Source organism: Neorhizobium vignae, assembly GCF_000732195.1.
Classification (GTDB): Bacteria; Pseudomonadota; Alphaproteobacteria; order Rhizobiales; family Rhizobiaceae; genus Neorhizobium; species Neorhizobium vignae.
Window position 1 is genome coordinate 218,419 of sequence record NZ_JNNU01000003.1, and the last position, 26,990, is coordinate 245,408.

The window sequence follows — 26,990 nt, forward strand, 5'->3', positions numbered from 1 at the left end:
TTTCCTCAGCCTGTTGTCCTGGCCCGTTCGGGACGCTTGTAATTGCCGATCGAATTGCCGCCATCGACGCTGATCACGGCGCCGGTGATAAAGGCGGCCTTGTCCGAGCAGAGATAGGCGATCGCGCCCGGCGCATCCTCGGGACCGCTGGCGCGGCCGAGCGGAATGTTCTTCAGCATGTTGGTGACGTATTCGTCGGAAAGCTCGCTCACCTCGCTGCCCGGCGCAAAACCCGGCTCGACGACGTTGACGCGAACGCCGTATTCGGCAAGCTCCATGGCGAACCCCTTGGAGAGCCGCTCGATCGCGGTCTTCGATGTACAATAGGGGACGGAATTCTGGTTCATCTTGCGGGCAGCACCCGAGGAGATGTTGACGATCGAGCCGGCCTTGCCTTCGGCGATCATGAGCTTTGCGAACTCACGAGAGAGCACGAAGGGCGCGCGCAGGTTGACGCCGAAGACGCGGTCCCAGTCGGAGAATTCCATGTCGAGCAGGCTAAAGCGGGTATAGATGCCGGCATTGTTGACGAGGATGTCCGGCGCTTTCCATTCACGCTTCACGAGATCGACGAGTTCGAGCATCGAGGCGTCGCTGGTCAGTTCGGTCGCATGCAGCAGAACCCGGGAACGGTCGAGGCCGAGCTCGGCGACCGCCTTTTCCAGTCCATCCATTCGGATATCGCTGAGACAAAGCCTTGCGCCTTCCCGGGCGAAATAGGCGGCAATCCAGCGGCCGAAGATGCCGGCTGCACCGGTGATGACGATGGTCTTGTTTTCGAATTCCATGATTTAAAACCTCAACGCGCCAAACGGCTCAACGGGTACGGGAACGTGGGTCGAGCTGGTCTCGCAACCAGTCGCCAAGCACGTTGACGGAAAAGACGAGCAGGAAGAGACAGACGCCGGGAAAGGCGACGATCCACCAGGCTCGTTCGATATATTGACGGCCAACGCTCATGATCGAGCCCCAGCTCGAGGCCGGTGGTTGGATGCCGAGGCCGAGGAAGGAAAGGCCGGCTTCCATCAGGATCATCAGGCCGAATTCGGCGGTTGCGACGATCAGCACCGGCCCGGCGATATTCGGCAGGATGTGGTGGAAAAGGATGCGTGCTGCCCCTGCCCCCGCCAGCTCCGAAGCCTTGATGAAGGGCAGGTTCGCCACCTGCAGGGTCTGGGCATAGGCGACGCGGGTATAGCGCGGCCAGCGGGTGAGGCCGAGCACCAGGACCAGCTTCAGGAAGCCCGGACCGAGCACTGCGACGGTCAGCACTGCGAGCAGGATCGCCGGGATCGACATCATGATATCGACGAGCCGCATGATGAGGATCTCGATCTTGCCCCGGAACCAGCCGGCAATCATCCCGAGCGTCACGCCGACCAATGACGAGACGACCACGGACAGCACGGCGACCGAGAGCGAGACGCCCGCCCCATAGAGCGTGCGCGACAGCAGGTCGCGTCCGAGATCGTCGGTGCCGAGCCAGTAGGTGATGCCGCGCATCTCGAAGCCTGGCGGCTTCAGGCGGCCGAGCAGGTTCTGCCGGTTGGGATCGGCCGGCGCCACCCAGGGCGCGAAGATCGCCAGAAGCACGATCACCAGGAAGATGATCGACACGACGATGACCGAGAGGGGGACCCGGCGAAGGCGTTGGCGAAGGGCGAGGACGGCGGTGCTCAAAGCCTTCTCCTTATCGAACCAGACGGATGCGCGGATCGACGAGCGCGTAGACGAAATCCGCGATCACGCTGGTCAGCACATAAACGAAGGAAATCAAAAGCACGATCACCTGGACAACCAGGAAGTCGCGCGACTGGATGGATTGGATGGCGAGCTGGCCGATGCCCGGCCAGGCGAACACGGTCTCGACGATGACGGCACCAGCAAGCAGGTTGCCGATTTCGAGCGCGGCGATGGTGATCACCGGGATCGCGGCATTGCGCAGCACATGGCGGAACACGACGGAGCCGAGCGACAGGCCGCGGGCGCGCCCTGCCCTGACATAGTCCTTGCCGAGTTCGTCGATGATCGAGATACGGGTCATGCGGGCGAAGGTCGACATCGAGATCGCTCCGAGCGCCAAAGAGGGCATGATCAGCGAGGCGAAATCGCCAGAGCCGGAGGTGGGCAGCCAGCGCAGCGTCACGCCGAAGACGAAGATCAGCACGATGCCCGACAGAAAGGTCGGCACGCTTTGGCCGGTAACGACGATCGCGGTCAGCAGCCGTTCGAGCCAGCCGCCGCGCCTGGTCGCCGTGACGATGCCGGCCGGAATCCCCATGCCGATCGCAACCACCAGCGCGCCGGCGGCAAGCATCGCGGTATAAGGCAGGCGCGAAAAGACGATATCGAATGCGGGCACCCGCTGGACGACGGAAATGCCGAAGTCGAAATGCGAAAGGCCGCCCAGATATTCGAGATATTGTACCCAGATCGGCCGGTCGAAACCGAGCTGGCTGCGCAACTGGGCGATCATCTCGGCCGATGCGTCCTGCGGCACGAGCAGCAGGGTCGGGTCGCCCGACAGATGCATGACGACGAAGACGATGGTGAGAACGCCGAAGATCGCAATGATCGCCTGTATCAAACGCTCGACGGCGTATCTCAACATGATCGTGTTATCCGTCTGTTACTGCTGCCAGCTCATGTCCATGACGAACATGGCTTCGTTGGCGGTCGGCTGCCATTTCAGCTTCTTGGCTGCGCCATAGAGCGCATAAGCCTGGTAGAGGCCCATGCCCGGAACGTCGTCCTTCAGGATCTGGTAGGCCTGTTCGTAGAGCTTCAGGCGTTCCTTCTGATCGAGGATGACGCGTGCCTTGTCCACGGCCGCATCGAACTTCTCATTCGAGTATTTTGCCCAGATGCTGCCGGTGCGGAACAGCGGGAAGATCACGCCGTCGACGTCCTGGCAGGCGCAGGACCAGGCACCGAAGGCAAGACCGCCGGCATTGGCCGGATCGCCCTGGCGGCGCTTCAGGAAGGTTGCCTGGTCGCTGGAGGAAATCTCCACCTTGAGGCCGGCTTCGTTGACCATCTGCTGGATAGCTTCAACGGTGGCGCGGCTATAGGCGGGAGACGTCAGGAATTCGACGGTTGCACCTTCCGCACCGGCGGCCTTCACCAGCTCCTTGGCCTTGTCGAGATTGTATTCGTAGCCCTTGACCTTGTCGGTGTAGCCGAAGACGGGTTCTGCGCCGAGAACTTCCACCGGCTTGCCGTAGCCTTCCAGCAGCGCTTCGACGAGCGCCTCGCGGTCGATCGCATAGGCGATCGCCTGGCGGACGCGGATGTCCTTGGTGGCGCCGCCCTGGGCATTGATGAACAGGTAACCGATGCGTTCGGTCGGAACTGACAGGACCTGCGAATTCGAGTCGTTCTTGATGCTCTCGGCCTGATCCGGCGGCACATCGCGGACGAGGTCGGCCTTGCCGGTCTTCAAGTCGGCGATGCGGGTCGATACGTCCGGCACGGTGCGGAAGACCACCTTCTGGAACGGCGGCTTGGCGCGCCAGTAGCTGCTGTAAGCTTCAAGTTCGGTCTGAACGCCCTTCTGCCAGTTGGCCATCTTGTAAGGGCCGGAACCGAGCGGCTTCAAGTTGAATTCCTGGTCGCCGACCTTTTCGACATAGGCCTTCGGCACGATCGACAGCTTGACGAGCTGGGCGAGCAGCGCCGGATAGGGCGACTTGGTGGTCATCTTGACCACGTTCGGGCTCACCGCCTCGGCCTTGGCGATCTGGTCGAACTGCGAAAGCTGTGGGCTCTTCAGCTTCGGGTCGATGATGCGGTTGATCGAGAAGGCGACGTCTTCGGCGGTGAGCTTCGTGCCGTCCTGGAAGGTGACGTCGTCGCGGATCTGGAACTCGATCGTCTTGTCGTCGAGATATTTCCACGACCTGGCGATCTGCGGAACGATCTCGCCCTTCACATCGCGGGTCAGCAGGTTGTCGAAGATATTGCGGTAGATCGAATAGCTGTCGGTATTCCACTGCAGATGCGGATCGAGCGTCGCCGCATCGTTCGGCAGATCGATGGTCAGCGTATCCTTGGTTTGCGCAAGCGCAGTCGACGCGGTGAGCGCCAGTAGCATAGCGGCTACGGATGCGAATTTGGCAGACATGTTCCTTACCCTCATTGTTGTTGCTGCTGTATTCAAGAACTGCTTACGCCGCCTTCTCTGCGGTCTTGAGGCCGGCCTCGTCGGCACAGTAGCGCGCCAGTTCCGCATGGGTGCAGAACCAGACGTCGCCCTTCGACTTGGCGAGCCGGATGATCTCTTCCAGAATGAAGATCCGCGACCGGTGGCCGACATGGTGCGGGTGCATGGTGAGCTGGAACAGCCCGCCCTCGTCCCAGGCCACTTCGAGTTCGCGAGCAAAGATGTCCAGCACCATGGCCGGCCCCCCATAAGGCCGCGCGCCGGTCATCCGGTCCATCGCCACATAGGGCGCGTCGTCGCGGATCCACTCGACCGGGATTTCGACCACGCCGGTCGGCTCGCCATCCTCCAGAAGCTCGTAAGGTTCTTCGTCGGCCATCAGCGAGGAATCGTAGAGCAATCCCATCTCGCGGGCGATCTTCAGCGTATAGGGGCTGAAATCCCACGACGCGGTGCGCATGCCGACCGGACGGATGCCGGACAGGCGTTCGAGCGTGTCCGAAGCGCGCAGCGCCAGGTCGCGTTCCGTCACCTCGTCGAGCCGGGAATTGAACTCGTGAATCCAGCTGTGGATGCCGAGCTCGTGGCCGGATGAGACGACAGTCTTCACTTCTTCCGCATTGATCATCGCCGAGACGGCCGGCATGAAGAAGGAGGCCGGCACGGCGTATTTTTCGAGCAACCGCAGGATGCGCGGCATGCCGGCGCGGGCGCCGTACTGGCCGCGGCTCATCGTGCCGAAGGACGTGCCGCCATTGCGCAGTTCCATCGTCTCGTGATCGGAATCGAAAGACAATGCTACTGCCATGCGTGCGCCGTTTCTCCACTTCGCAGGCCTTAAGGAACGCCCCGCGCGCACCTTCTGAACCTTCTGCTGCCAGACACTATCCGGCCAGGTCCAGGGTTCGGAGGCATCGTTTTGCTTATTCGGCGCATTCATGAGATCGTTCGTCCTTATCAGCGCGACACTCGAAAATATGAGTGGCTGCTTTCTGGGCAGAATTGTTATGAGCCGATCCGATAACCATCAATGGGGGTTTCGTTCACATATATGAACTCCGAAATCAAAAGCGCCGGCCGGATTCTCGATCTGCTGGAATACATGGCGTCCAGGCGGGAAGCGGTACCGCTGGCCCAGATCGTGCGCGATCTTTCTTTCCCCAAAAGCAGCGCGCACGGCCTCGTTCAGACGCTGGCGGCGCGCGGCCACGTGGTCCAGGACGACGCCGGCCGCTACATGCTGGTCGAGGCGACCCGGCACGGCTTTCCGTTCCGGCGCCATGAAGAGCCGCTGGTCGTCGTGGCAAAACCGTTCATGGAGAAGCTGCGCGACGAATCCGGCGAGACCATCCTGCTCGCGACGATGAACGCCCATTGCGACATCCGTCGGCTGGCGAAATGCGTCAGCCGCCATCGTGTACGCTACGACGTAAACCTCGATGCGGCGATCGCCGCCTATTGCACCGCGACCGGCCGCGTGTTGCTCGCCTTCACCCCGAGGGAGGCGCTGGAGCACTATCTCTCCCGCGTCCAGCTGCTCTCCTATACCCGCTATACTGTGACGGATATAGAGCGCATTCGCGAGATGCTGGTAAAGGTCCGTCGGGACGGCTACGCACTGAACGATCAGGAGTTCGTCACCGGCTCGACCGGTATTGCCGCGCCGATCTTCGATGGCAACGGCGCGGCCGTCGCGGCCCTCAATCTCGGCGTTCCGACCGTGCGTTACAACGAGCAGCGCGAGGGCTTTCTGCTGATGGTCCGCAGTGCAGCCGACGATATCAGCCGGGCGCTTGGATACCGTCGCTGAGGCTCATTTCTGATGCGGATGATGGAACCGGTGCAGATACGGCGTGATTTGGAAAGCTACACTCTTTCCTGCCGGCATTTTTGGAACAAACTGCGTCGGCCCGCAATCTTGGGGTCGGAACAAGATGGGGTGGTTGCCGTCCTCCCCTCACGGCATCGCAATATGCCAAGATGTCGTGGTTGTAGCCCACAGGACGGAGAAGACGGCAAAATGAAAGACACGATGATCGGGGTGGATCTGGCAAAGAATGTTTTCGTGCTGCACGCAGCAATGATGGCGGGCGAAGTACGGTATCGAAAGAAACTGTCACGAGGACAGTTTCTCCGCTTCCTATCGGAACAGCCGCCAGCGATTGTGATTATGGAAGCCTGCGGTAGCGCCCATTACTGGGCCCGTGAGTTGGTCGAAGCGGGGCACGAGGTCAGGCTGATCGCTCCGCAATATGTCCGCCCTTTCGTGAAGCGCCAGAAGAACGACGCCGCCGATGCTGAAGCAATCGTCATCGCGGCCCGTCAGCCCGAGATGCGTTTCGTTCCGCCCAAAACTGCGGATCAGCAAGCTCGGGCGGTTTTATTCCGGGCGCGCGAGCGGATTGTCCGCCAGCGAACGGAATTGGTGAACGCTTTGCGTGCTGTTCTCTATGAATATGGCCAGGCCATTCCCCAGGGCATCGCTCATATCCAGCGCATTGAAGCGATCGTTGAGAGGACTGAGATCGACCTGCCTGAACTCGTTCGGGAGGAGTGCCGTGATCTTTTGGCTCGATGCCAGCTGCGACCTGCTTGACAACCGCGATTAGAGAACCTCTCGGGACATCATCTTCGATGGAGGCAGATAAAACGAGAGACGCGCAGCCGATGAGGCCGTCCGCCCGTATACTTAAGTTCACCCCGCTCGGGTCTATGTTTCTTGCCGCGGCGTCACCCCATGCTGATCCATTGGTCGTTGCGGCAGCCGCGTGGGACATGCTGTTCGATGGAAATGAACTTCCTGACTGCACACTTGCCGAATTGGTCGCTATACTTGTGGAACGAGCGTCAGCTCCAGTCGCAACCCGATCTGCGTAGACGCGCAGCGGTATCTCCCTGCTCCGCGGCGCCCCACGACATCTAAACAGTTGGCACGAAACGATTGCGAGCCGGGCGCTCGTCTGTCGGCAGCGAGCTGAAACATACTCCAATCGTCTGTTCATGTTCTCGACGCGCCACCGAAGCCCGGGTGGATGGACGCTCCGTCGCTCGCTCGAACGGTGACGAGATCAGATGTCCTCGTCGCCACCGAAGTCCATCTCATCTTCCGGGGCTTCGGCTTCCGGTGCGGCAGGCTCGGGTGTAGCGGCTTGCGCCTTGTCAGCGCCGAACATGCCGCCGATCGCATTGCCGAGCAGAACACCCCCGGCGACGCCCATTGCAGTCTGTGCCGCGCCGGCAAGGAAGCCGCCACCGACGCGGCTCTGGGTTGGCATGCCGTTCTGGCCATAACCCTGGTTCTGCCCGCCCCACGGGGAACCGGGAGCGGTGCGCCCATCGAAGGACGGCTGTGGTGGCGCGGAACGCCGTGGAGGAGCATTGTTACCGAACATAGAGGAAAAGAAGCCCCCTCCGCGCGAACTCTGTGCTTCTTGTGCTTCGAGTTCTTCAATACGGCGCTGTGCCGCTTCGAGAGCCTGCTCCTGCACCACGATTGTCTGGGCCATGTAGTAGGGCGCGCCGGGCTGTTGGCTGATCCGCTCCTGGATGAAGCGTTCGGATTCGGCATCGCGATGGCCGGCTTGGCGCTCGACATGGGCGAGCTTGGAGAACAGGCCGTCGATGGCCTGCTGGTCGTTGCGATCCATGGGATGTCTCCTTGGGTATGGACTGCTGTTACTCTTCGCGCTGCCCAGTGAAGTTCAGCAGCAGCTGGAAGATGTTGACGAAGTTCAGGTAAAGCGACAGAGCGCCAAATACGGCGAGCTTCTGCTGGGATTCCTGGTCGTAATTGTCGGCGTACTGCTCCTTGATGTTCTGGGTGTCCCAGGCAGTCAGACCGACAAAGACGACAATGCCGATGACCGAGACGGCAAATTGCAACGCACTGGATCCCAGGAAGATGTTGACGATCGAGGCGATCATCACACCGATCAGACCCATGATCATGAATGACCCGAACTTGGCAAGGTCACGCTTCGTCACATAGCCGTAAAGGCTGGTCGCGCCGAACATGGTGGCGGCGATGAAGAATGTCCGCGCGATGCTCGCTCCTGTGAACACCAGGAAAACGGATGCGAGCGACAGGCCCATGACCGCGCAAAAAGCCCAGAAAGTCATCTGCGCCGCGGAAGCCGACATCGAATGCATCTTGAACGAGAAGAAGAAGACGAAAGCAAGCGGAGCCAGCATCACCACCCATTTCAAGGGCGTGGAGAAGATCGGCACGTAGAGCGCCGGGGTCGTGCCGACGATGAAGGCGACAAGCCCCGTTACGACCAAGCCAAGGCCCATATAGTTGTAAATGCGCAGCATGTGCTTGCGCAGGCCCTCGTCGAAAACTGCGGCAGATGCCGGTTTGTAGGCGCCGTAGCGGTCCTGTTGGGGATACATGATTGTCTCCTTGCCGATCAGTAGAGTGAGTTTTTGAGAAGTTCAGCCTCGTCGATCAGGCCGATATTGGGTGTACTCGAGATCACCGCATAGGCGACTTCGCCGAGTTGCCACCAGGCCGCTTCGGCGTCCGTGAAATCGAGGTCTTTCACGGCTTCCACTGCGAACTGGCCGGGGCGGACGGCAAAGAGCGAGATCAACGCCCCTTCTTCTGTCCGAACGCTGGTCTCGACGCTGGGTCCGAAGTCCGATGGGAAAACCTGGACGTCAATGACCGTCCAGCCCTTGGGCAGTTCCGGCATCACGATCCCCGTGGCTGCGCGAATGTCATCGCGATCATAGATCTTTACCTCAGGCTGAGACGGCATCCCCGCACGAACGAGCGATGTCTGGTGGGCGCGCACAGCCTGTCCGACGAATGAAGGCGGAGGAACGGAAGCGTTGACCTCGCCCGGACCCATGGACGAATGGGCGAACCATCCGGCTGTCAAAAGGATGCCCACGGCTGCCACCTTCTGCAGGGCCGTCCACATTCGGGCATTGGCAAGCCCCGAGGACAGGTGACGAGCTGCTTCCCTGGCCCGCGGATTACAAACGACATCGCCGGCGGTCATCGCAAGCTTCAAAGTGGTGCGCATACCGAGATCTGCCATCACCCGGGCCGCCGCTTCGGGATGTTTCGCGAGCCAGGTTTCCACCCTGAGCCTGCCAGAAGGGTCCAGTTGGCTATCGACGTAGGCATCTAGGTCGCTCTCGAGAATGGTCGCGACGTCAGTCATTGCCGCCTCCTACAATTTTGAGATGGCTGGGCTTCCTGGTGCCGTCGTCGAACGCTCGGAGATTCGCCCTTGCCCGAGAGACTCGGGACATCAGTGTCCCGACCGGAATGCCAAGCGTGTCGGCGGCCTCCTGATAGGACAGGTCTTCGACGGCGACGAGATGTAGGGCTTCACGCTGCTCTTCGGGCAGGGCCAGAAAGGCTTGACGAACCTGAGCGAGATGTACGGAATGCTCTTGGCCCGCGGCATAAGACAAATCGGTTTCCAACATCGCCGCATCGTCGCGGCGGGCTCTTGCCGCTGAAGAACGCACTTGGTCTACATGGGTATTGTGGACGATGGAGAGCAGCCAGTTCCGCAGGCTCGCACCCGGACGAAAGGTTGCCCGCCGCTCATAAGCTCGAACCAAGGCATCGTGAACGAGATCTTCTGCGTCAGTCGCATTTCGTGCCAGCGAGCGCGCATAACGCCTAAGCGTGGTCAACTGTCCGATTACATCAAAGGCACGTCTGTTGCGGTCCATGTCCCCATATACGGAGCCGGCACTGTTTTGCTTCCATCATCGCCAAAATATTTTTCGAACTCGCAAGAAAGGTCGATGACGCAGATAAATTCCCTAGACGAGAGACGGATGAGCCGGCTCCAACTGTTTACCTTTCAAGAACTTGGTAAAGTCCGGTCGTTCCGTTGCTGACGATGGCGCCGCCAGGGCCAGACGAAGACGTTCGCTGTCTTAACCCTAAGGCGAACATTCGAATTATGCAACTCGACTCCCCCGCCAAGTAGGCTAGGTTGAAGAGAGGTCAGGAAGCACTCGCTGATATCGCGATGCGCAGCCGTTGCTCTATCTGAGCAGCTTTTGGGAGGAATTTATGAAGCTTGCAATTACCAGTCTCGTACTTGTCATCGCCCTTGGGTTCTCGATCGCGCTGGCGACCGCGCATAGCGGAGGGACCGATCGCAACGGTTGTCATCAAGACAACAGGAACGGCGGTCGTCATTGCCACTAAGTAGCTTTCCGACCGCAGTCCTGTTCGCGCTCGCGACCGCCGGCACGGTTCTTGCCTGGGACGGCGTTGATAGCAGTACCGGTGGATCAATCGAGATCGGCAAGGGAACCCTGGTCCGGCCTGGTCGGACGATCGAGATTTATGACTATAGCGGGGGCGGGTACCGTGACGTAGACGTCCAGAGTATCCGCCGCTACGGCAACTCCGTCGAGGTGGACGTCTATGACAGCGATAGCGGCCAGACGCGCACGCTGGACAGGGAAGCCAACTGAGCGGAAAACGCGGCGCGGCTTTGGTCGCGCCGCGCCCAACCTGCTGGCATGCCTTGTTGGATTCGATCCTGGTGGAAATTCCCGACCGCAGGATTACGCCTTTCTGGCCGATGAGGTGGTGTCGCCCGCCTAAGTCAGGTGGCCAGTCCCCAGCACTGCTGAAACCAGTTGGGTAGCGATGACAGACAGTCGATGGGTGTCTGGTCTAACAGTCCTTCACAGATAGGCCGATCGCCTGCTCCTGAAGCAAATAGGCCTTTTGCTGTTCTGTAATATAATCTCGAACGATGGGGGCTGCGTCCCGGCTGCGGGATAGCTGCATGTGAAACACGAGTTGGCTTCCGGTCCGGAACATCATCTCGCAGCTGATCAGGTAAAATTCCCACATCCGGGCGAAACGCTCGTCGTGCAATTGGACGACCTTGTCGCGGTTCTTCTCGAAACGTTCCACCCAGTGGGCCAGCGTCATCGCATAGTGCAGGCGCAAAAATTCAAGGTCGGTGACCCAAAGGCTATTGCGCTCCACGACTTCGAAAACCTCCGACAACGCCGGAGAGTAAGCTCCGGGAAAGATATATTTTCGAAGCCAGGCGCTCGCCATGCCGGGAGGGCTCATGTGGCCGATCGAATGGATGACGGCGAGACCATCATCCGGCATCAGCGCGTTCAGCTTCTTGAAGAACTCATCGTAATGACTGACCCCGACATGCTCGAACATGCCAATCGATACTATCCGATCGAACGTTCCGGTGACATCTCGATAGTCGCGCAGATCGAACCGGACACGATCGGCGACGCCAGCATTCCGGGCTCGTTCAGTCGCCAGCACCTGCTGTTCCGTCGACAGGGTGACGCCAACCACTTCGACATCTTCCAGCTGGGCGAGATAAAGGGCCATGTCGCCCCAACCGCAGCCGATATCAAGCACCTTCATCCCGGGCTTCAGATGGAGTTTCGAGGCGAGCAGCCGAAGCTTGTTTCTCTGGGCCTGTTCCAGGGTTTCGTCCGCCTCACGAAAATAGGCGCAGGAGTAGAGCATCTTGTCGTCGAGGAAGAGTTTGTAGAAATCGTTGCCTAGATCGTAATGGTGGGCGACGTTGCGCTGCGCCTCACCCTTGACGTTGGACTGCTGGCGCTTGCGGAAACGCATCTTGACGGCGCGCAACAGCTTTTGGATTGGATAGGAGCCAAGCGACAACCGATTGACCGAGAATAGGGTCAGGAAGTCTCGAAGCGTCGAACCGTTTTCAAAGCGGAGTGTGCCATCCATATAGGCTTCGCCGGCCGCAAGTTCCGAATTGAAGACCAAAGTGCGGTAAAGTCTGCGGTCTGTCAGTCGCATCGTCACTTCCGGGCCCGCCTCACCTGCAAAGACATGGCTGCGCCCATCGGCGTCAATCACCGTCAGCTTGCCTCTGCGGATGAAGGCTTTCATCATATGCGACAGAGGAAACATGCAGGACCTCGACGGATGGAGCGGGATTGAAGCGTCGCGAGCGACGATTCTGCAAGTGGATGAAACGACCATAGACAGCGGAGACCAGACTAGCCTCCAGCTGACGATAACAATGTAGAAGTCGATCGACAACATGGGCCGCATCTGGCCGCCGGCGTTTGAAGACGACGCTACCGTCGGGCCCGAAACGGGAGCCGGAGACGCTATGCGTCCGGAATGTTGACAGCCTCATTGGAAATAAGAATCGCTGCGGACGGTCATCTGTTTCATGACGTCAAGCAGCGCGGCTATACCGGCAGCTTCATCAATCTGGAGCGTCTGCCGGAGGCTTGGGGCGTCGCCCATGCTAGGCAGGCTGACCGACCTCGGCCTGCTCGGCAACGTCAACGATCTGAGCGACCGATGCGGGAGAGCAGGATGACCGGTAGCATGCCGATCAGAAGAATGGCCAAGGCGGCGACAGAAGCCTCCTCGTAGGTTCCTCTCGCCGCCTCGCTATACAGGTGGGTGGCAAATGTTTCGATGTTGAGCGGTCGCAACAGGAGCGTGGCCGGAAGTTCCTTGACGCAATCCACAAAGACCAGCAGGCCGGCCGCGGTTATTGCCGCTTTGGACAACGGTAGATGTATGTGGCGCAAGGTCCCGGCTGAAGACTGACCGAGCAGACGTGAGGCTTGGTCCAGTGACAAGGGAATACGTGCAAGCCCGGCGTCAATGCCTCCAGCCGAGATAGCCAGAAACCTCATCGTATATGCGTAGATCAGCGCAGCGCCCGAACCGATGAACAACAGGCCCGTGGAGACTCCGAACCAATCGATGGCGGCCTGGTCAACCAGTCGATCTGCCGTCGCCAGCACGATCAGAACGCCGATGGCAACCACCGTGCCGGGGGCCGCATATCCCATTGTCGCGAAACGATAGGACCAAGACGACACCGCGCCCGGTCGAATGCGGTTCGCATAGGCGATGACCAGGCCAAATGCGATCGTGGTCGCGGTTGCGATGACGGCTAGGGCAATCGTGTTTATTGCCTCGTGCAGCAGGTTCGAGGATAAGCCGGCGAAGCGGATGCGTTGCCATGCAGATGTCGACAGGTAAAAGGCCGGTGCGGCGAAACCGATCAAGATCGGGGTTAGGCCGAACATGAGTAGAAGCAGGCCTATCGCCGATGAAACTCGGAGGGGTTCAAAACCACGATTACGCTGCGTGGTTGCGGAATAGCGCTGCCTTCGCCTCGCCCACCGTTCGAACGACACGAGAGCGACGACCATAAGCAATAGCAACAGGGCGATCTGCGACGCCCCGGGCAGGTCCGTTCGCGTGATCCAGGTCGTATAAATCGACACGGTTAGCGTGCGAACACCGAGAAATTCTGAGGCGCCGACATCGTTCAGCGTTTCCATCAGCGCCAGGCTGACACCGACGGCGACCGCCGGCCTTGCAAGCGGCAGAGCGACGTTCCAGAAGATGGCGCGGCGGGAGATACCAAGCGTCCGCGCCGCGTCGATGAGATTGGCCGATTGTGTCAGGAACATCACGCGTGTGGGCATGTAGACGTACGGGTAGAGAACGAAACCCAGAAGAAGAATACAGCCGGGCATCGAGCGCACGTCCGGCAATCGGAATTCGCGCGGGCTCGAATAACCAAGCAACCAGCGGATTGCTCCCTGGACGGACCCGATCGGGTGTAGAATGTCGAGATAGGCATAGGCGATGATGTAGGTCGGCACGGCGAGCGGCAGCAGCAGTGCCCATTCCAGCGTCCGCCGACCGGGAAAGGAATACGCCGTAACCAGCCATGCCATTGTTGTGCCGATGACAGCCGAAACGATGCCGACGCCCAGGAGAAGGATGATGGTATCGACCATGGAAATCGGCAGGATAGTGGTTGCCAGATGCTGCCAGAGGCCGGGAGAACCCTGAATGGCCTGCAGGAAAAGGCCCACGACTGGAAGCGCCACAAGTGCTGCAACTATAACTGCGCAGATCAGCCAACGGTTGCTTGGACGACGTTTGGGCCAAGCCATCGCGGCGATAGGGGAGGTCACGTTATTCACCAACTGGCCAGACGAAAGGCGCCCGCAAAGACAAGGGCGCCTTTCTGTCCATGTTAGTTGTCGAAGCCAACCTTATCGACCAGCGTGCTTGCTTGCTTGCGATGGCCGACGATCTCCGTCAACGACTTGGAATCGATCTTCAATTGACCGAAGGAAGCGATGATCGGATCGGTGGCCGCGCCGGCCTTGACCGGGTATTCGTAATTGGCTTCGGCGTAGATCTTCTGGGCTTCATCGGAGACGAGATATTCCAGGAGCTTGACTGCTTCGGCCTTGTTTGGCGCATTTTTGGCGACAGCTGCGCCACTGATGTTGACCTGCGTGCCGCCATTCTTGAAGGTCGGAAGAATGACGTTGATGGCCTCACCCCACTTGACCTGATCCGGACCGCCCTTGCCCGATCGCATCAGGCCGACATAATAAGAGTTCGCGATTGCGATATCGCAGATACCGCCAAGGATGTCCTTGGCGCCGTCACGGTCGCCACCACCGGCCTTGCGGGCCAGGTTGGCCTTAAGGCCCGTCAGCCACTTTTCTGTTTCAGCCGCGCCGTAATGGGCGATGTAGTCAGCAAAAAGAGCCGTGTTGTAGGGGTGCTGGCCGGCGCGGATGCATATCTTGCCCTTCCATTTTGGGTCGGCAAGCTCTTCGTAGTTGAACGATTTCAGATCCACGTCCTTCGCGGCATAGAGCACGCGTGCACGCATCGAAAGCGCGAACCAGTTGCCTTTGGAGTCGCGCAGCTGCGCGGGAATGGCAGCATTCAGCACCGCCGACTCGACGGGCTGGGTCACACCTTTCTCGACCAGGTCGACCAGGCTACCGGCATCGACGGCCATCAGAATATCGGCGGGGGAGCTGGCGCCTTCTGTCGCAACGCGTTCCGCAAGGCCATCCTTCAGGAAAACGGTGTTGACCTTGGTGCCTGTGGATTTGGTAAACGCATCGAGAAGCGGCTGGATTAGCCCCGCCTCACGCGTCGTATAGATGTTGATCTCGGCGGCAGAGGCTGCACTTGCACTCAGGAAGAGCGAGGCGACGAGAAAGGTCGATGTTGCGATGGCATGCGTGTTCATGAGTCCCTCCATGTTTTGCATGCTTGCTGCAGTTTATGACCATTTTCGTCAAGTTTAATGTTCAGCTTGCAGTGGAAATCACGGTTTATTGATCTGCATTTCCCACCCAATTCAATCTCCGATTTAGTCGCTCGGAAATGCGAGCACTTGATCGTTGGCGATAGAGACTCGCACCAGATCGACATCCGGCGGCAGTCGTTTTGCCGATCTGACCCGCAATGGTGTTTCAAGGTTATCGACACGAACAAGGAACTGCTCGAACTCTCCATGAAAGCTTCGCCCTTCGATGCGGCCGGCAAAATCTCCGTCAGCCTGCGAAATCGAAATCGCCTGGGGGCGGATGTAAAGCGTCGACGGACTGCCTTCCGGGATTGCCAGGGCCTGTGAGAAGACGCCCATCGCTGTTTCAATCGCACCGCTCTTGTAAACGCCCGGCACCTTGTTGAAGTCACAGAAGAATTCCGCCGCATACGGGGTGAGGGGTCGATCGTGTAGATCGTAGCCTGATCCAGCCTGAACGACTTCGCCAGCCTTCATCAGAACTACGCGGTCGCCGGCCGAAAGCGCCTCGTCGGGGTCATGAGTGACCATGATCACGGTGGTACCCAGCGTTTTCAGAAGCGACAGCGTGTTGTCGCGCACCGTGTCCCTCAGGCTCTGATCCAGATTGGAAAAAGGTTCATCCATCAGCAGGATGTGGGGCCGGGGAGCAAGCGCCCTTGCCAGCGCTACGCGCTGTTGTTCGCCACCGGACAGCATATGTGGATAACGGTCAATGAGATGCGTGATACCTATCCTGCCAATCACCTCCGAGCTCCTCCTGATGGCCTCTGGTCTGTTGTAGCGCTTGAGACCGAACAGGATATTCTGCTCCACGGTCAGATGCGGGAAGAGAGCATAATCCTGGAAAACGAAACCGATATTGCGCGCCTCGGGCTCCATGAAGGTCGATGGGCCTGAAATCTCCTTGCCAGCGAGAATGATACGGCCGCCGTCCGGCGTCTCGACGCCGGCGATCAATCTGAGCAGTGTTGATTTGCCACATCCGGAGTGGCCGACGAGGCAGATAATTTCCCCCTGGCGGATCGATAACGAAATGCCGCCGACGGCTGCCGTCGCTCCGAAACGTCGTGTCACGTCTCGGATCTCCAGCGCAAACTCTGCAGTCTTGGCGACCATTTCTGACGTCCTCTCAATCTAGGGGATGGGCTGGTCCCCTTGTTGCAGAAACCGGATAGTGCTGCAAACCATGCGGCCCGCATTCTGACGGCGGTTGCGGATCTGAAGCGGCAGTTTCTGACGATACGGCCCGCGGATAGTCGCGATACAGGGTGCCGCGCATCAAATACTGGTCTTGAGCCGGAAGCCTGTATCCGTCAGCTACTTAATTGCATTGCCGATCATGCCATCAACGATGAACTGTTGCCATGGAACGTTCGCTCGCTCGGATGCAGAGATTGTCCGTCACCAAATCGGCACTTGGCGATGATCAAGGCTGGTGGCCGAATGAAGTGGCAGCAACGACTGGCTATGGCAAGCGGTCGCCGTCCTCAGACAAGCGGATGCTCTCCCGCTGTAAAGGCTGATTGGCTGTGCGAAGCGGATCGCCATCGGGCTTCTGGTCCGGTATGAGGCGCCAGGAGCGCATGCACCGGGCAATCCGGTCTTTCTCATCCATTAGGCAGAGTTCATAGCCGTCGTCGTCCAGGAAAAACGCTATGCAGATCTGCTGTCCGCCGTCCCGCGGAAGGCAGAACTCGTCCAACGGTTCATCCTCGAAGTCGTCTGCGGCCGCCGGAGATGAGAATGTCCCGGCTGCCGCAAACAGAAGGAGGGCAGCGAGACGCGGCATTCCGCGGCTCGCGGCACGTGGGAATAGCATGGCCTCTCCCATCCGCGTCACCGCTCGAAGAAGCGGGTGTGGCTGTTACCACGCGGGCCGGTGCGGGTAACGGAGCACGACTGATCCGCCCGGCTGCAATTACGCTCCCTCGACGCCACGTTGCCGCGGGGGCCGACGACTTCGCGGGTCGCGGTGCATTGCCCGTCGGCGCAACTGCGGTTATGGGTGGCCGTACCGCCATAGATGCCGGTCGTCGAGCGGGTCGCGGTGCAGGCGCCATTTGCGCATTCCACCGTCCGGTCGAAGGAATTGACGCGCGGCGCGACAACCGGCGGGTAATAGCGCCAGGTCGAGTACCACGGGTAGCGCACGTAGTAGCGATCCCAATAGGCGCGATTGTAGCCGACGAGGACGATGCCGATGCGCGGGCCGAGTGTCGGCGTCAGCACCACGGGCGCGCCGCGATAAACCACCTGGATATAGTTCGCCGAAACCCAGCCGCGTGTGACGCCGTGCCCGATGTCGCACCAGCTGTAGCCATCGAGGCAGCCATAGGTGGTGATGCGGGCGCCGGCCGGCACGACGGTGACGACCGGATAGGCAGTCGAGGGGCCGGCCCTCAGATTGACGTTGCCGGTGGCGATCGCTGCGGTAGCGGCGGCTGCGACGGACGTCATGCCGGCGAGCATCGCGAGCGTGAGAAGCGGTTTCCTGAACATCGGACTGTCCTTTCGATGGTAGAATTCAGTGTTGCATCACGTCGCTCAGCGCCGTGCGGCAGGACGAGGAGAGTTTTTGCGCATTGTCCCTGAGGCAGGCGGCGATGCGACCATCACCGCGCTCGACGCCGTCGCAATAAGTTTTCAGGTCGGTGCGGCAGGCGCGGGCGACCTTGATCGCCTGCTGCCGCATTTCGGGCGAAGCCTGCATCTGGGCCGAGGCCGTTCCGGCGAGCGCTGCGAGGAAAAGGGCGAGCAGGCTTGAGGCTATGAGGAGTTGGCGGATCATGGCGATAGTCCTTCGGTTCTCGTGGTGGTGGTATCGTGTGTCGGAAGACCGTCATTCGCAGGTCTTTCGATTGGCCGCAGCGTGGGGCTGACTGGTCCGAACAGTACCCGGAGCTTGGCGGCCGGGCCGGCTGCACGGCCGAAATCCCGCCAGAGGATGGCCCACTCGCCAAGCGCGATCCGGCCCGGATTGAGCGAGGCCGGGCGACCGCGCAGGCCGTAGCGCAAGGGCTCGGTCTTCGGCACCTCGGCGAAAGTGTCGAACAACCGGTCGAAGACGATCAGGATACCGCCAAAGTTCTTGTCAAGGCAGCCGGCATTGGAGGCGTGATGCACCCGATGGTGCGCAGGCGTGTTCAGCACCCATTCGAGGGGGCCGAGACGCGGCGAAAGCTCGGTATGGATGAAGAACTGATAGGCGAGGTTGAGGCCGAGCATGGCGACAATGGCAAACGGATGGAAGCCTGCCCAAGCAAGCGGCACGAAGAACAGGAAATGGCCGGAAATATTGCCCGTCCAGCCGAGCCGGATCGCCGCCGTCAGGTTGAGCCTGGTCGGCGAGTGATGCACCGCATGCGTCGCCCAGAGCCAACGGATGTGATGGGAGGCACGGTGATGCCAATAATAGATGAAATCCACCGCGACGAAGAGCATCAACAACCCGGCCGCGGTTGTGATGTCTATGTCGAACAGATGGTGCCGGTAGGCGAACATGAAGGGCACAGCGACGAGGGCGGCTTCGAGGGGACGCACCAGACCATGGATCACCGCGACGCCGAAGGACGCGGCCGATTCTTTGAGGTCATGGGTGTCGTGCCGCGCCAGCCTGCCGATCAGGTATTCGAGCAGCATGAAGGAGACCGCGACGATGAGGAAACCGACACGCAGCGATGGTTCGACGGAACTCTGGAGCATAGGAAGGCCTCGTGAAAAGGATTGCCCGGCGGCTCGTGCTGGGGGTGAGAAGCCGCCGGGCGCCGCGCATCAGATCAGTAGCGATGAAAGCTGCCTGAGCGGGTAACCGTATTGCCGCGGGGGCCCGTCGTGGTCCGGGAGCCGTTGCAATAACCACCGTCACAGGACACAGAGCCGCTGCGCGACATGCTGTATCCGTCCGGCCCCGTGCGGTTGATGCTGCGGGAGCACGAGCCGCCGGTGCAGCCGCCATTCGCATGGACGGATGCCGTGCCGCGCGGACCGCTGATCGAGCCGTCGCGGGTCCAGGCATTCGCCTGACCGACCGAAAGCAGAGCAAAAGTGCCGGCAAGCAGGCCGGCCGTCAGTGTCTTGGTCATCGTTTCATCCTCGTTTCGATGGGATCGTCGCGTCAACGAAAGCAGGGGATCGTTCGTCGACGTGAGCAGAGGATGGCGGCTCCATGTATGCTGGTTATGTCGCGCCGGTTTCGACTTGTAGGTCTTTGTCGCCGATTTGTAGCGTTTTGTATCAACGGCTTGCCGACGCTTGATTTCGGCAGATCGCTTGTTCATGGTCGCGCCATGGACCAATCCATGCCCACCATTCTGATCGTCGATGACGATGCCGACATAAGGCAGCTCGTCGGCGGCCTGCTGTCGCGCGAAGGTTTTGCCATCGAAACGGCCGAGGATGCGCGCGCCATGGACGAGGTGCTTCGGCGGCGTGAGCCGGACCTGATGATTCTCGACCTGATGATGCCCGGCGAGGACGGACTTTCCATCTGCCGGCGCATCCGCGCAACGCGGCCGTTGCCGATCCTGATGCTGACGGCGAAAAGCGACGAGACCGACCGGGTCGTCGGCCTCGAACTCGGCGCCGACGATTATCTCGTCAAGCCGTTCGGCCCGCGCGAACTTTTGGCGCGGGTGCGGGCACTGTTACGCCGTGCTGCGCCGCAGGTATTCCAGCCGCCGAGCCGGCGTTACGCCTTCGATCGCTTCATCGCCGATCTCGATGCACGTCAGCTGGAGACCGTGCCCGACGGCGTCGTTTCGCTGACGAGCGGAGAATTCGAACTCCTCTCCTGTTTCGTGCTGAGACCGCGCCGGGTTCTCTCCCGCGACCAGATTCTCGACTGGACCCATGGCCGCGCTGCCGATTCCTTCGACCGCACAGTCGACATACTCGTGTCGCGGCTGCGCAAGAAACTGGAAGCGGTAAGCCCAGGCAGCAACCTGATCAGCACGGTGCGCAACGGCGGCTATTTGCTGACGGTGCCGGTGCGGCAGGTGACGTGATGTTTCGCCTAAGCCTTTCCAGGCGGTTCGTCGCAATCGGAGGAGCGGGTTTCCTCGCGCTGTGGATCGTGCTGATTTCGTTCTACTATCTTGCCAACGGTCTTAGCCGCACCGCGTCCAACCCGCCGCCTGGCCAGATTGCCGCGATTGTCTCGCTGCTGAAAACGGAACCTTCCACCCGCTGGCCGGCGCTGATCGGCGCTGTGAGCTCGCCCATCCTTGATCTGCGTGTTGTGGGAATGGATCTTGGCCCGGAAAAAGCCTCCGATCTCTGGGACGATCCGGAATATCGGATTTACAAGGAGGTACTGGGCGACGACCTGTTGTCGATCCGCCTTCTGGTTCCGCAGCGCAGATTCCAGCGGCCGCGCCTCTTCCAGGGAGTGCTTAATCCTGTCCAGTTCCGGATCCGACTTGTGCCGGATCAGGTACTGGTGATGGAAACCCGCACGCCGTTCGTGGTCTCCTGGTTCGGCCTGCCGGCGGGGCTCGGCGCCGGGCTGATCGGGACGTTGTTCGGCGTTGCGGCGCTGATCGTTCTCCATCGCGAAATCCGTCCGCTGACCCGGCTGGCGGCCATCGTGGATCGGATCGACCCGGTCGGCGATCCGGTCGCGCTGCCGAAGCTGAAAGGGGCGGCGCCCGAAACCCAGGCGCTGCTCAAGGCCTTCGACCGGCTGCAGACGCGCCTGCATGCGATCGTCCGCGCCAGGTTGGCGCTGATCGGCGGCATCCAGCATGACGTGCGCACGTTCGCGACCCGACTGAGGCTTCGCGCCGAGCACATCCCGAACGAAACGGAACGGGAAAAGGCCGCAGCCGACATAGACGATATGATCGAGCTTCTCGACAATGCGCTAATGGCCGGCCGCGCTGGTGTCGGAGCTCTGGACGAGGAACTCCTCGACCTCATGCCGCTTTTGGAGGCGGAGGTCATGGACCGCCGGGCCGCGGGCGCGCATATCACCTTGGCAGCCCTCCCGCCCGAGACGGCATTGGTAATTGGCGATCGTCTGGCACTGCGGCGGGTATTCGCAAACCTGATCGACAACGCGCTCAAATACGGCGGTGCGGCGCATCTGGCGCTTGCGATCGAAACCGAGTGGTTGCGGGTGACGATCGATGACGACGGCCCGGGCATTCCAGCCGATTGGCGCGAGTTCCTGACGGAGCCCTTCGTGCGTCTGGAACCCTCCCGTGCCCGCAAGACCGGCGGGGCCGGTCTTGGCCTCGCCGTCGCCCGCAATCTATTGGAAGCCCATGGGGGCACGTTGGAAATCGGCGATGCACCAGGCGGGGGCGCGAGGCTGAGCGTCCGGCTCCATCTATTTGGCAGCCGATGAGGTCACCCTACAGGATCGGCGTGGGGATGGTTGGATTGGCTCCGCTCTCTGAACTGCGATCCGCCGCGCGTTGAGGCCGTGAGCTCTCTGGCCGAAAAGCTGCTGTCGCGGGCCGCCCGCGAGCCAGGTTCTTCTGAAATCACCGCGCGGCCGCTTTCGGTCGCCTCCAGCGATACGGCTTTCTCGCTGCCGAGTACCCCGCCTTGAAGGCGCCACAGCGTTACGGAGACGTGTTCATGAACTTCAAGCATCGATACAATGTCACGCTGGTCGGCATGCTGAGCGAAGGCAATACCGATCTCAATTGCCGCGATGGTGCCATGCTTGGCCGCGGCGGGACACTTTACTACATCCCCGGAATGCGGCTTAATCCCGCCGCCATCGCTTGGGATCGGCTGGGGGACGTGGCATGATCGGCTGGTTTGGCGGGAACAAGGATAGGCGCCTGCCTGAAGAACTCGGTCCCCTCGGCGCCGGCATTGGCGGAGCACTGAAGATCGACTTCCTCTCGCGTGAAGCCGATACTTTGGGCGGGACACTGGCCCTGCCGCTGCCGCAGAGCGGTCCTTTTATCATCGCCGACTATGGTGAAGCGCGACTTGAGGCATCGACGGTCCTGTCGCGCTATCATGACGATGAACACCCGATGATTCAGGTGATGTCTTCTTCGGGCAGGCCGGGGAATGCAGTCGAAGACGTCAGCTTCTATCAACCGTGGGACAGCGTTGTACCCGCCGGTGCGGGCGAATGGTGCCGGTGGACCGGGCCGAACGGTCTGATCGGAGAGCCATCCTTTGATGCGGATGGCGTCATCTATCAACGCTTCGGGGTGACCCGGAACGCGCCGAACTGATGCAGGTCGTGGAAAAGGTCGATGACGGCGAGACACAACGGTCTATCCACCAAACCTGTATGCTGTATACCGCCCAGTCGACTCGGCGCGCGAAATGCAGCTGATCGATGTCGAGCGCGATGTCGATCAGGCTTAGAACCAAACCGGTAGCTCGGTGGAATTCCTGATCGGCTACGGCATCGGCCCGGCCGAGTCTCCCGTGTTTGACGGAAAAATCGATAATTAAGGAGGTTTTTTCAATGCTTGATTATGTGGCGGGACTGCCCGCCTTCTTGGGATACTTTGTCATTGGTCTCGCCGCCTACGGTGTCTTTTCGGTGATCTACACGCATCTGACGCCGCAAAAGGAGGTCGAATTGATCCGCGCCGGCAATCTGGCCGCAGTGACAGCTTTTCTCGGCGCCCTGATCGGCTTCAGCTTGCCCCTTGCTTCGGCCGTGGCCCATTCCGTCAGCGTTGTCGACTATATCATCTGGGTCGTGATTGGCATTCTGGCGCAAATTCTTGCCTTTTACATTGCAAACCTCACCATGAAGGATTTGCATGAAAAAATATCCTCCAACGAGATTGCCGCCGGCCTTTGGGGCGGCGGCATCGCGCTCGTCATCGGCATTCTCAATGCCGCGTGCATGACTTATTGAGGGAGGGTAACATGCAGAGACGATTGAAGGGGCGCAAGACGCCTATTCTTGCCCTCGGCACCATCGCTGCCTCGACGATGGTTCTATCTGGTTGCGGCGATGATCCTTCGTCGGACGTAATGTTCACGTCCGTCGATCAGTGCGCATCGTCGGGCATGGATCGTCAGGTTTGCCAGGCAGGCTACCAGGACGCGATGCGGGCTCACCTCGCCAACGCTCCGCGTTTTGATGGCAGAGCTGCATGCGAGACCGAATTCGGTGCAGGCCAGTGCCTTGAACAGCCTGCGAACAGCGTTCCCGGTTCGACCGGCGGAAACGGCAGCTATTTCGTGCCGTTCCTGACCGGCTATGTCCTATCGTCGGCAATCAACAATATTGGTGACTATTACAACTATCGGCGACGACAGGAGGAAAACGGTTACTATTCCGGCTCAACGCCGATTTACCGCAATCGGTCGGGCCAGACCGTGACGACGGTCGGGACAGGTGGCAGCCGCAATGATACCGCGATCGCCCCGCCGCGCCAGAGCACGAAGCCAGTCAATGTCAATACTCGCACCGTTGCCAGGCAAGGTTTCGGAGGGCGCTCCTTCTTCAGTTTCGGCGGTTGAGATGAAGCGCATCACCGTTCCTCCACGCCCGGATTGGGTTAACAAGGCGCGAGCCGTCGGCTTCGGCTTTCACGAAATGTATGGCGAGCCCTACTGGCTGGACGATGCCGCTTACACGTTCACGCTTGAAGAAATTGAGACGCAGGTCGAGGAGCCGAGCCAGGAACTGCACGATATGTGCATTGACCTGGTCGATGATATCGTGAGGAGCGAGGAAACCTTAAACAGGTTGGTCATTCCGGAGGATTTGCGCGATGCGGTGCAACGATCCTGGCAGCGTGGGGATCGGCACCTTTATGGCCGATTCGACCTTGCATACGACGGTAAAGGACCGGCGAAGCTTCTCGAATACAATGCCGACACGCCTACTGGGGTATTCCAAGCGGCCTTTTTCCAGTTCAACTGGCTGACGGATCAAATGGCGCTTGGCGTGCTGCCTGTCGATGCTGACCAGTTTAACTCTCTTCAGGAAAGCCTCGTCGAAGCTCTCGGGCAATTTCCAAAAGGCCCGATTTTCCACTTTGCGGCCATAACCGACAATGAGGAGGACAGGGGTACGACGGTCTATCTTATGGACTGCGCAGTGCAGGCCGGTCATCTTGTCGAGCTTCTGGAGGTCCGTGAGATCGGCATCGACGCGCAGGGCCGCTATACCGATCTTCAGGATCGGGTGATCCACCGTTGCTTCAAGCTTTATCCATGGGAGTTCATGCTTCGGGAGCCCTTCGGTCGCGAACTCCTGCGCTCGGGAGATGTCTTCATTGAGCCGGCGTGGAAAGCCGTTCTCTCCAACAAGGGTCTGCTACCTTTGCTCTGGCAGCGCTATCCCAATCATCCCAATCTGCTCCCGAGCTTTTTTGCTGACGATCCGGCAGCTTCGACCCTGAGTGATTATGTGCGCAAGCCATTGTTGTCGCGTGAAGGTGAGAACGTAACGATCTTCCGGGCTGGACAGGAGCTGATTTCGGCGCCTGGCGATTACGGCGGCGAAGGTTTCGTAGTCCAGGCATACAGCCCGCTTTTCGAGAGCGAGGGCGGCTTTGCCGTGCTGGGTAGCTGGGTCGTGGGCGACCGCGCCTGCGGCCTTGGAATCCGCGAGGACCGTTCCGGGATCACTGCCAACCTCTCGCGCTTCGTGCCGCATGTCATCATTGGTTAGGCCGAGGTGGGACCTCGTTCATTGGCTCTTCGATATCCTCCACCTGGACGCTGCAGACCGCGACGATCACCGCGGCGGCTCTTGCAAAGCCGGCATGAAACTATTCCATTTTTATCGTGTCCGTCGCTCTGAGATCGAAGTATCGTGCGGGCAACTTCGATCTCAGAGTTCGTTCAATGACTTACGAAAATCGTGCCCGTTTGCGCTCGCTTGGCATCTCTGTTGGCCATTACCCGATCGGCGAACTGAACGCGATCACCGACGTTGCCGGTGTCTCCATCGGCCATTTCACCTGCGTCGAAGGCGATCGGATCCGCACGGGCGCGACTGCTATCCTGCCGCATGCCGGCAATCTGTTTCAGGAAAAGGTGCCGGCGGCGCTGGCCGTCTTTAATGGCTTCGGCAAGTTCGCGGGCTCGACCCAGATCGCCGAGCTTGGCGAGATCGAGACGCCGATCCTGCTCACCAATACGCTGGGTGTCGGCCGTGCCATCGAAGCCATCAACCGTCACACGCTGGCGCAGGCTGGCAATGAGTGGGTCGTTTCGCTGAATGCCGTCGTCGGCGAGACTAACGATTCCCGGCTCAACGATATCCGCGCGGCACGTCCGAGCGTCGATCAAATGTTGGAAGCACTTTCTGCCGCCAAGGCCGGTCCGGTCGAGGAAGGCGCGATCGGCGCGGGCACCGGCACGGTCGCCTTCGGACTGAAGGGGGGCATCGGCACCAGTTCGCGCATCGTAGTTGTCGCCGGTATCTCCTATACGGTCGGTGTTCTCGTCCAGTCGAATTATGGTGGCAAGCTGACCGTTGCCGGCCAGCCTTACGAGGCGGAAGGCCATGACAAGGACGGTTCGATCGTCATGATCGTCGCGACCGATGCGCCGCTCTGCTCCCGAAATCTCCAGCGTCTTGCGGAACGCTGCTTTGGCGGCCTGGCGCGCACTGGTGCCGCCCTCAGCAACGGGTCCGGGGATTATGCGCTCGCCTTCTCGACGGCTGAAGAGGTGCGCCGCACGCCCAAGCATCGCAAGACGGTCGCCCATTATCCGGTTCTTTCCAACGATGTCGTCTCGCCGCTCTTCGAAGCCGTCATCGAGGCAAGCGAAGAGGCCATTCTCAATTCGATGACGATGGCGACGACCACGCACGGCTTCAATGCCGGGACCGGCAAGCCTTCGACCATTCACGCCATTTCCCTCGACGCTCTCAAGCGCCGCTGATTTTCTAGACTGGAGTTCCCATGCCTGCCGCAATGCCCCGCACCGTCTATCTCAACGGTGCCTTCCTGCCCGAAAACGAGGCGCATATCTCGATCTTCGATCGTGGTTTTCTGTTCGGCGACGGGATTTACGAGGTGACTGCCGTTCTCGACGGAAAGCTGATCGACAGCCCGCTGCACATGGCGCGCCTGGAGCGTAGCGTGCGGGAGATCGGCGGCACATTGCCGATTTCGACCGATGATATCGTTTCAATCGAAAAGCGTCTGGTCCTGGAAAACAAGCTGACCGAAGGCGTGATCTATCTGCAATATACGCGCGGTGCCGAAGATCGCAATTTCCTCTATTCGGACGATCTCGAGCCGACCCTGCTGCTCTTTACCCAGGCAAAGACGCTGGAACATGTGGCCGCCGTCGAAAAGGGCTTGAAGGTCAAGATCGTGCCGGACCAGCGTTGGGAACGCCGCGACATCAAGACCGTCTGCCTTCTGCCGCAGGTTCTCGCCAAGCGTATAGCCAAGGCCGAAGGCTGTGACGAGGCCTGGATGGTCGAGGACGGGTTCATCACGGAGGGCGCGTCGTCGACGGCCTATATCATCACCCATGACGACAAGATAATCACCCGCGGCAACGGCAATGCCACGCTCCCGGGCTGCACTCGCCTTGCATTGCTCGATCTCGCACGCGAACAGGGCCTGACGATCGAAGAGCGCCCGTTCTCGGTTGAGGAAGCCATGGCTGCGCGTGAAGCCTGCCTGACCAGCGCCTCGAACTTCATCGTGCCTGTCACCTCGATCGACGGCAAGCCGGTCAGCGATGGCAAGGCTGGTCCGATGTTCAAGCGCTTGCGCACGCTATACATGGACAACGCCCGCCGCACCGCGGTTTGATGA

General features: G+C 60.2%; 28 protein-coding genes and 3 pseudogenes. 13 read left to right on the forward strand and 18 right to left on the reverse strand.

Annotated features, from left to right (window positions below; genetic code table 11):
- Nucleotides 1–5: 5 nt before the first annotated feature.
- From GQ59_RS05650 to GQ59_RS05670, 5 genes are read right to left on the reverse strand one after another with little or no spacing between them, the layout of a single operon-like run.
- Nucleotides 6–788 carry an SDR family NAD(P)-dependent oxidoreductase gene (locus GQ59_RS05650; protein WP_037078637.1) on the reverse strand — a complete coding sequence of 261 codons (783 nt, stop codon included), beginning with the start codon at nt 786–788 and terminating at the stop codon, nt 6–8.
- Between the two features lie 28 nt (nt 789–816).
- Complete coding sequence (locus GQ59_RS05655; protein WP_037078640.1) at nt 817–1,680, reverse strand: ABC transporter permease; 864 nt, start codon at nt 1,678–1,680, stop codon at nt 817–819.
- Nucleotides 1,681–1,690: 10 nt separating this feature from the next.
- On the reverse strand, nt 1,691–2,611 hold the full coding sequence (locus GQ59_RS05660) for an ABC transporter permease (RefSeq protein ID WP_037078643.1): 921 nt from the start codon (nt 2,609–2,611) through the stop codon (nt 1,691–1,693).
- 18 nt (nt 2,612–2,629) lie between these two features.
- Nucleotides 2,630–4,123 (reverse strand): ABC transporter substrate-binding protein, encoded by a 1,494-nt coding sequence (locus GQ59_RS05665; protein WP_037078645.1) that lies wholly within the window; start codon nt 4,121–4,123, stop codon nt 2,630–2,632.
- 43 nt (nt 4,124–4,166) lie between these two features.
- Nucleotides 4,167–5,102 (reverse strand): polysaccharide deacetylase family protein, encoded by a 936-nt coding sequence (locus tag GQ59_RS05670; RefSeq protein WP_037078648.1) that lies wholly within the window; start codon nt 5,100–5,102, stop codon nt 4,167–4,169.
- Between the two features lie 111 nt (nt 5,103–5,213).
- Between GQ59_RS05670 and GQ59_RS05675 the strand changes: the two genes are divergently transcribed.
- The gene (locus GQ59_RS05675; RefSeq protein ID WP_037079159.1) at nt 5,214–5,972 is read left to right on the forward strand and encodes an IclR family transcriptional regulator; all 759 of its coding nucleotides are present in this window, start codon (nt 5,214–5,216) and stop codon (nt 5,970–5,972) included.
- 210 nt (nt 5,973–6,182) lie between these two features.
- Nucleotides 6,183–6,731, forward strand: a pseudogene (locus GQ59_RS05680) (IS110 family RNA-guided transposase); the annotation flags it as partial.
- Nucleotides 6,732–7,230: 499 nt separating this feature from the next.
- Here the strand turns inward: GQ59_RS05680 and GQ59_RS05685 are convergent.
- Genes GQ59_RS05685 through GQ59_RS05700 form a run of 4 tightly spaced genes read right to left on the reverse strand, consistent with a single transcriptional unit; the run spans nt 7,231 to nt 9,856 of the window.
- Nucleotides 7,231–7,809: a DUF2076 domain-containing protein gene (locus GQ59_RS05685; RefSeq protein WP_037078649.1), complete on the reverse strand. Its 579-nt coding sequence runs from the start codon at nt 7,807–7,809 to the stop codon at nt 7,231–7,233.
- A 28-nt stretch (nt 7,810–7,837) separates the two neighbouring features.
- Nucleotides 7,838–8,554, reverse strand: a complete 717-nt coding sequence (locus GQ59_RS05690; protein ID WP_037078652.1) for a Bax inhibitor-1/YccA family protein — start codon at nt 8,552–8,554, stop codon at nt 7,838–7,840.
- A 17-nt stretch (nt 8,555–8,571) separates the two neighbouring features.
- Nucleotides 8,572–9,333: an anti-sigma factor family protein gene (locus GQ59_RS05695; protein WP_037078655.1), complete on the reverse strand. Its 762-nt coding sequence runs from the start codon at nt 9,331–9,333 to the stop codon at nt 8,572–8,574.
- Nucleotides 9,326–9,856 carry a sigma-70 family RNA polymerase sigma factor gene (locus GQ59_RS05700; protein WP_037078658.1) on the reverse strand — a complete coding sequence of 177 codons (531 nt, stop codon included), beginning with the start codon at nt 9,854–9,856 and terminating at the stop codon, nt 9,326–9,328. The genes GQ59_RS05695 and GQ59_RS05700 overlap by 8 nt, the downstream gene beginning before the upstream one ends.
- Before the next feature lie 349 nt (nt 9,857–10,205).
- On the opposite strand from GQ59_RS05700, the gene GQ59_RS33370 reads away from it, so the two are divergent.
- Together GQ59_RS33370 and GQ59_RS05710 are read left to right on the forward strand one after the other, a co-directional pair.
- Nucleotides 10,206–10,343 (forward strand): YHYH domain-containing protein, encoded by a 138-nt coding sequence (locus GQ59_RS33370; protein WP_152564241.1) that lies wholly within the window; start codon nt 10,206–10,208, stop codon nt 10,341–10,343.
- Nucleotides 10,334–10,615, forward strand: coding sequence for a DUF5334 family protein (locus GQ59_RS05710; RefSeq protein WP_244447908.1), 282 nt, complete (start codon nt 10,334–10,336; stop codon nt 10,613–10,615). Before GQ59_RS33370 ends, GQ59_RS05710 begins: the two co-directional genes overlap by 10 nt.
- A gap of 205 nt (nt 10,616–10,820) precedes the next feature.
- Here the strand turns inward: GQ59_RS05710 and GQ59_RS05715 are convergent, their stop codons facing one another.
- From GQ59_RS05715 to GQ59_RS05755, 9 genes are all read right to left on the reverse strand, one after another.
- Nucleotides 10,821–12,071 (reverse strand): SAM-dependent methyltransferase, encoded by a 1,251-nt coding sequence (locus GQ59_RS05715; RefSeq protein ID WP_037078663.1) that lies wholly within the window; start codon nt 12,069–12,071, stop codon nt 10,821–10,823.
- A 383-nt stretch (nt 12,072–12,454) separates the two neighbouring features.
- Nucleotides 12,455–14,098, reverse strand: coding sequence for an ABC transporter permease (locus tag GQ59_RS05720; protein ID WP_051903811.1), 1,644 nt, complete (start codon nt 14,096–14,098; stop codon nt 12,455–12,457).
- Between the two features lie 83 nt (nt 14,099–14,181).
- Nucleotides 14,182–15,204, reverse strand: a complete 1,023-nt coding sequence (locus GQ59_RS05725) for an extracellular solute-binding protein (protein WP_037078669.1) — start codon at nt 15,202–15,204, stop codon at nt 14,182–14,184.
- Nucleotides 15,205–15,327: 123 nt separating this feature from the next.
- Nucleotides 15,328–16,383, reverse strand: coding sequence for an ABC transporter ATP-binding protein (locus tag GQ59_RS05730; protein ID WP_037078672.1), 1,056 nt, complete (start codon nt 16,381–16,383; stop codon nt 15,328–15,330).
- A gap of 349 nt (nt 16,384–16,732) precedes the next feature.
- Entirely contained in the window at nt 16,733–17,056 is a 324-nt protein-coding gene (locus GQ59_RS05735; protein WP_152564243.1) for a hypothetical protein, read from the reverse strand.
- A gap of 47 nt (nt 17,057–17,103) precedes the next feature.
- Complete coding sequence (locus GQ59_RS05740; protein WP_037078678.1) at nt 17,104–17,766, reverse strand: SH3 domain-containing protein; 663 nt, start codon at nt 17,764–17,766, stop codon at nt 17,104–17,106.
- Between the two features lie 25 nt (nt 17,767–17,791).
- Nucleotides 17,792–18,055 (reverse strand): cysteine rich repeat-containing protein, encoded by a 264-nt coding sequence (locus GQ59_RS05745; RefSeq protein WP_037078680.1) that lies wholly within the window; start codon nt 18,053–18,055, stop codon nt 17,792–17,794.
- Complete coding sequence (locus GQ59_RS05750; RefSeq protein WP_084683056.1) at nt 18,052–18,969, reverse strand: sterol desaturase family protein; 918 nt, start codon at nt 18,967–18,969, stop codon at nt 18,052–18,054. The genes GQ59_RS05745 and GQ59_RS05750 overlap by 4 nt, the downstream gene beginning before the upstream one ends.
- 74 nt (nt 18,970–19,043) lie before the next feature.
- Entirely contained in the window at nt 19,044–19,349 is a 306-nt protein-coding gene (locus tag GQ59_RS05755) for a hypothetical protein (RefSeq protein WP_244447909.1), read from the reverse strand.
- A 216-nt stretch (nt 19,350–19,565) separates the two neighbouring features.
- Between GQ59_RS05755 and GQ59_RS05760 the strand changes: the two genes are divergently transcribed.
- The 9 genes and pseudogenes from GQ59_RS05760 (at nt 19,566) to GQ59_RS05795 (ending at nt 26,987) form a co-directional block, all read left to right on the forward strand.
- Nucleotides 19,566–20,270 carry a response regulator gene (locus GQ59_RS05760; protein ID WP_244447910.1) on the forward strand — a complete coding sequence of 235 codons (705 nt, stop codon included), beginning with the start codon at nt 19,566–19,568 and terminating at the stop codon, nt 20,268–20,270.
- Nucleotides 20,270–21,613 carry a sensor histidine kinase gene (locus tag GQ59_RS05765; protein ID WP_037078684.1) on the forward strand — a complete coding sequence of 448 codons (1,344 nt, stop codon included), beginning with the start codon at nt 20,270–20,272 and terminating at the stop codon, nt 21,611–21,613. The genes GQ59_RS05760 and GQ59_RS05765 overlap by 1 nt, the downstream gene beginning before the upstream one ends.
- A 63-nt stretch (nt 21,614–21,676) precedes the next feature.
- A pseudogene (locus GQ59_RS30960) lies at nt 21,677–22,026 on the forward strand (transmembrane cation transporter); the annotation flags it as partial.
- Nucleotides 22,023–22,599 (forward strand): annotated as a pseudogene (locus GQ59_RS05770) (DUF2491 family protein); the annotation flags it as partial. The pseudogenes GQ59_RS30960 and GQ59_RS05770, both read left to right, overlap by 4 nt.
- Before the next feature lie 106 nt (nt 22,600–22,705).
- The gene (locus GQ59_RS05775) at nt 22,706–23,107 is read left to right on the forward strand and encodes a DUF350 domain-containing protein (RefSeq protein WP_037078686.1); all 402 of its coding nucleotides are present in this window, start codon (nt 22,706–22,708) and stop codon (nt 23,105–23,107) included.
- Nucleotides 23,108–23,118: 11 nt separating this feature from the next.
- Nucleotides 23,119–23,718, forward strand: coding sequence for a DUF1190 domain-containing protein (locus GQ59_RS05780; protein WP_037078688.1), 600 nt, complete (start codon nt 23,119–23,121; stop codon nt 23,716–23,718).
- A gap of 1 nt (nt 23,719) precedes the next feature.
- The gene (locus tag GQ59_RS05785) at nt 23,720–24,877 is read left to right on the forward strand and encodes a glutathionylspermidine synthase family protein (RefSeq protein ID WP_037078690.1); all 1,158 of its coding nucleotides are present in this window, start codon (nt 23,720–23,722) and stop codon (nt 24,875–24,877) included.
- Between the two features lie 176 nt (nt 24,878–25,053).
- The gene (locus GQ59_RS05790) at nt 25,054–26,100 is read left to right on the forward strand and encodes a DmpA family aminopeptidase (protein ID WP_037078692.1); all 1,047 of its coding nucleotides are present in this window, start codon (nt 25,054–25,056) and stop codon (nt 26,098–26,100) included.
- 20 nt (nt 26,101–26,120) lie between these two features.
- Nucleotides 26,121–26,987 (forward strand): D-amino-acid transaminase, encoded by an 867-nt coding sequence (locus GQ59_RS05795; RefSeq protein WP_037078694.1) that lies wholly within the window; start codon nt 26,121–26,123, stop codon nt 26,985–26,987.
- Nucleotides 26,988–26,990 lie beyond the last annotated feature (3 nt).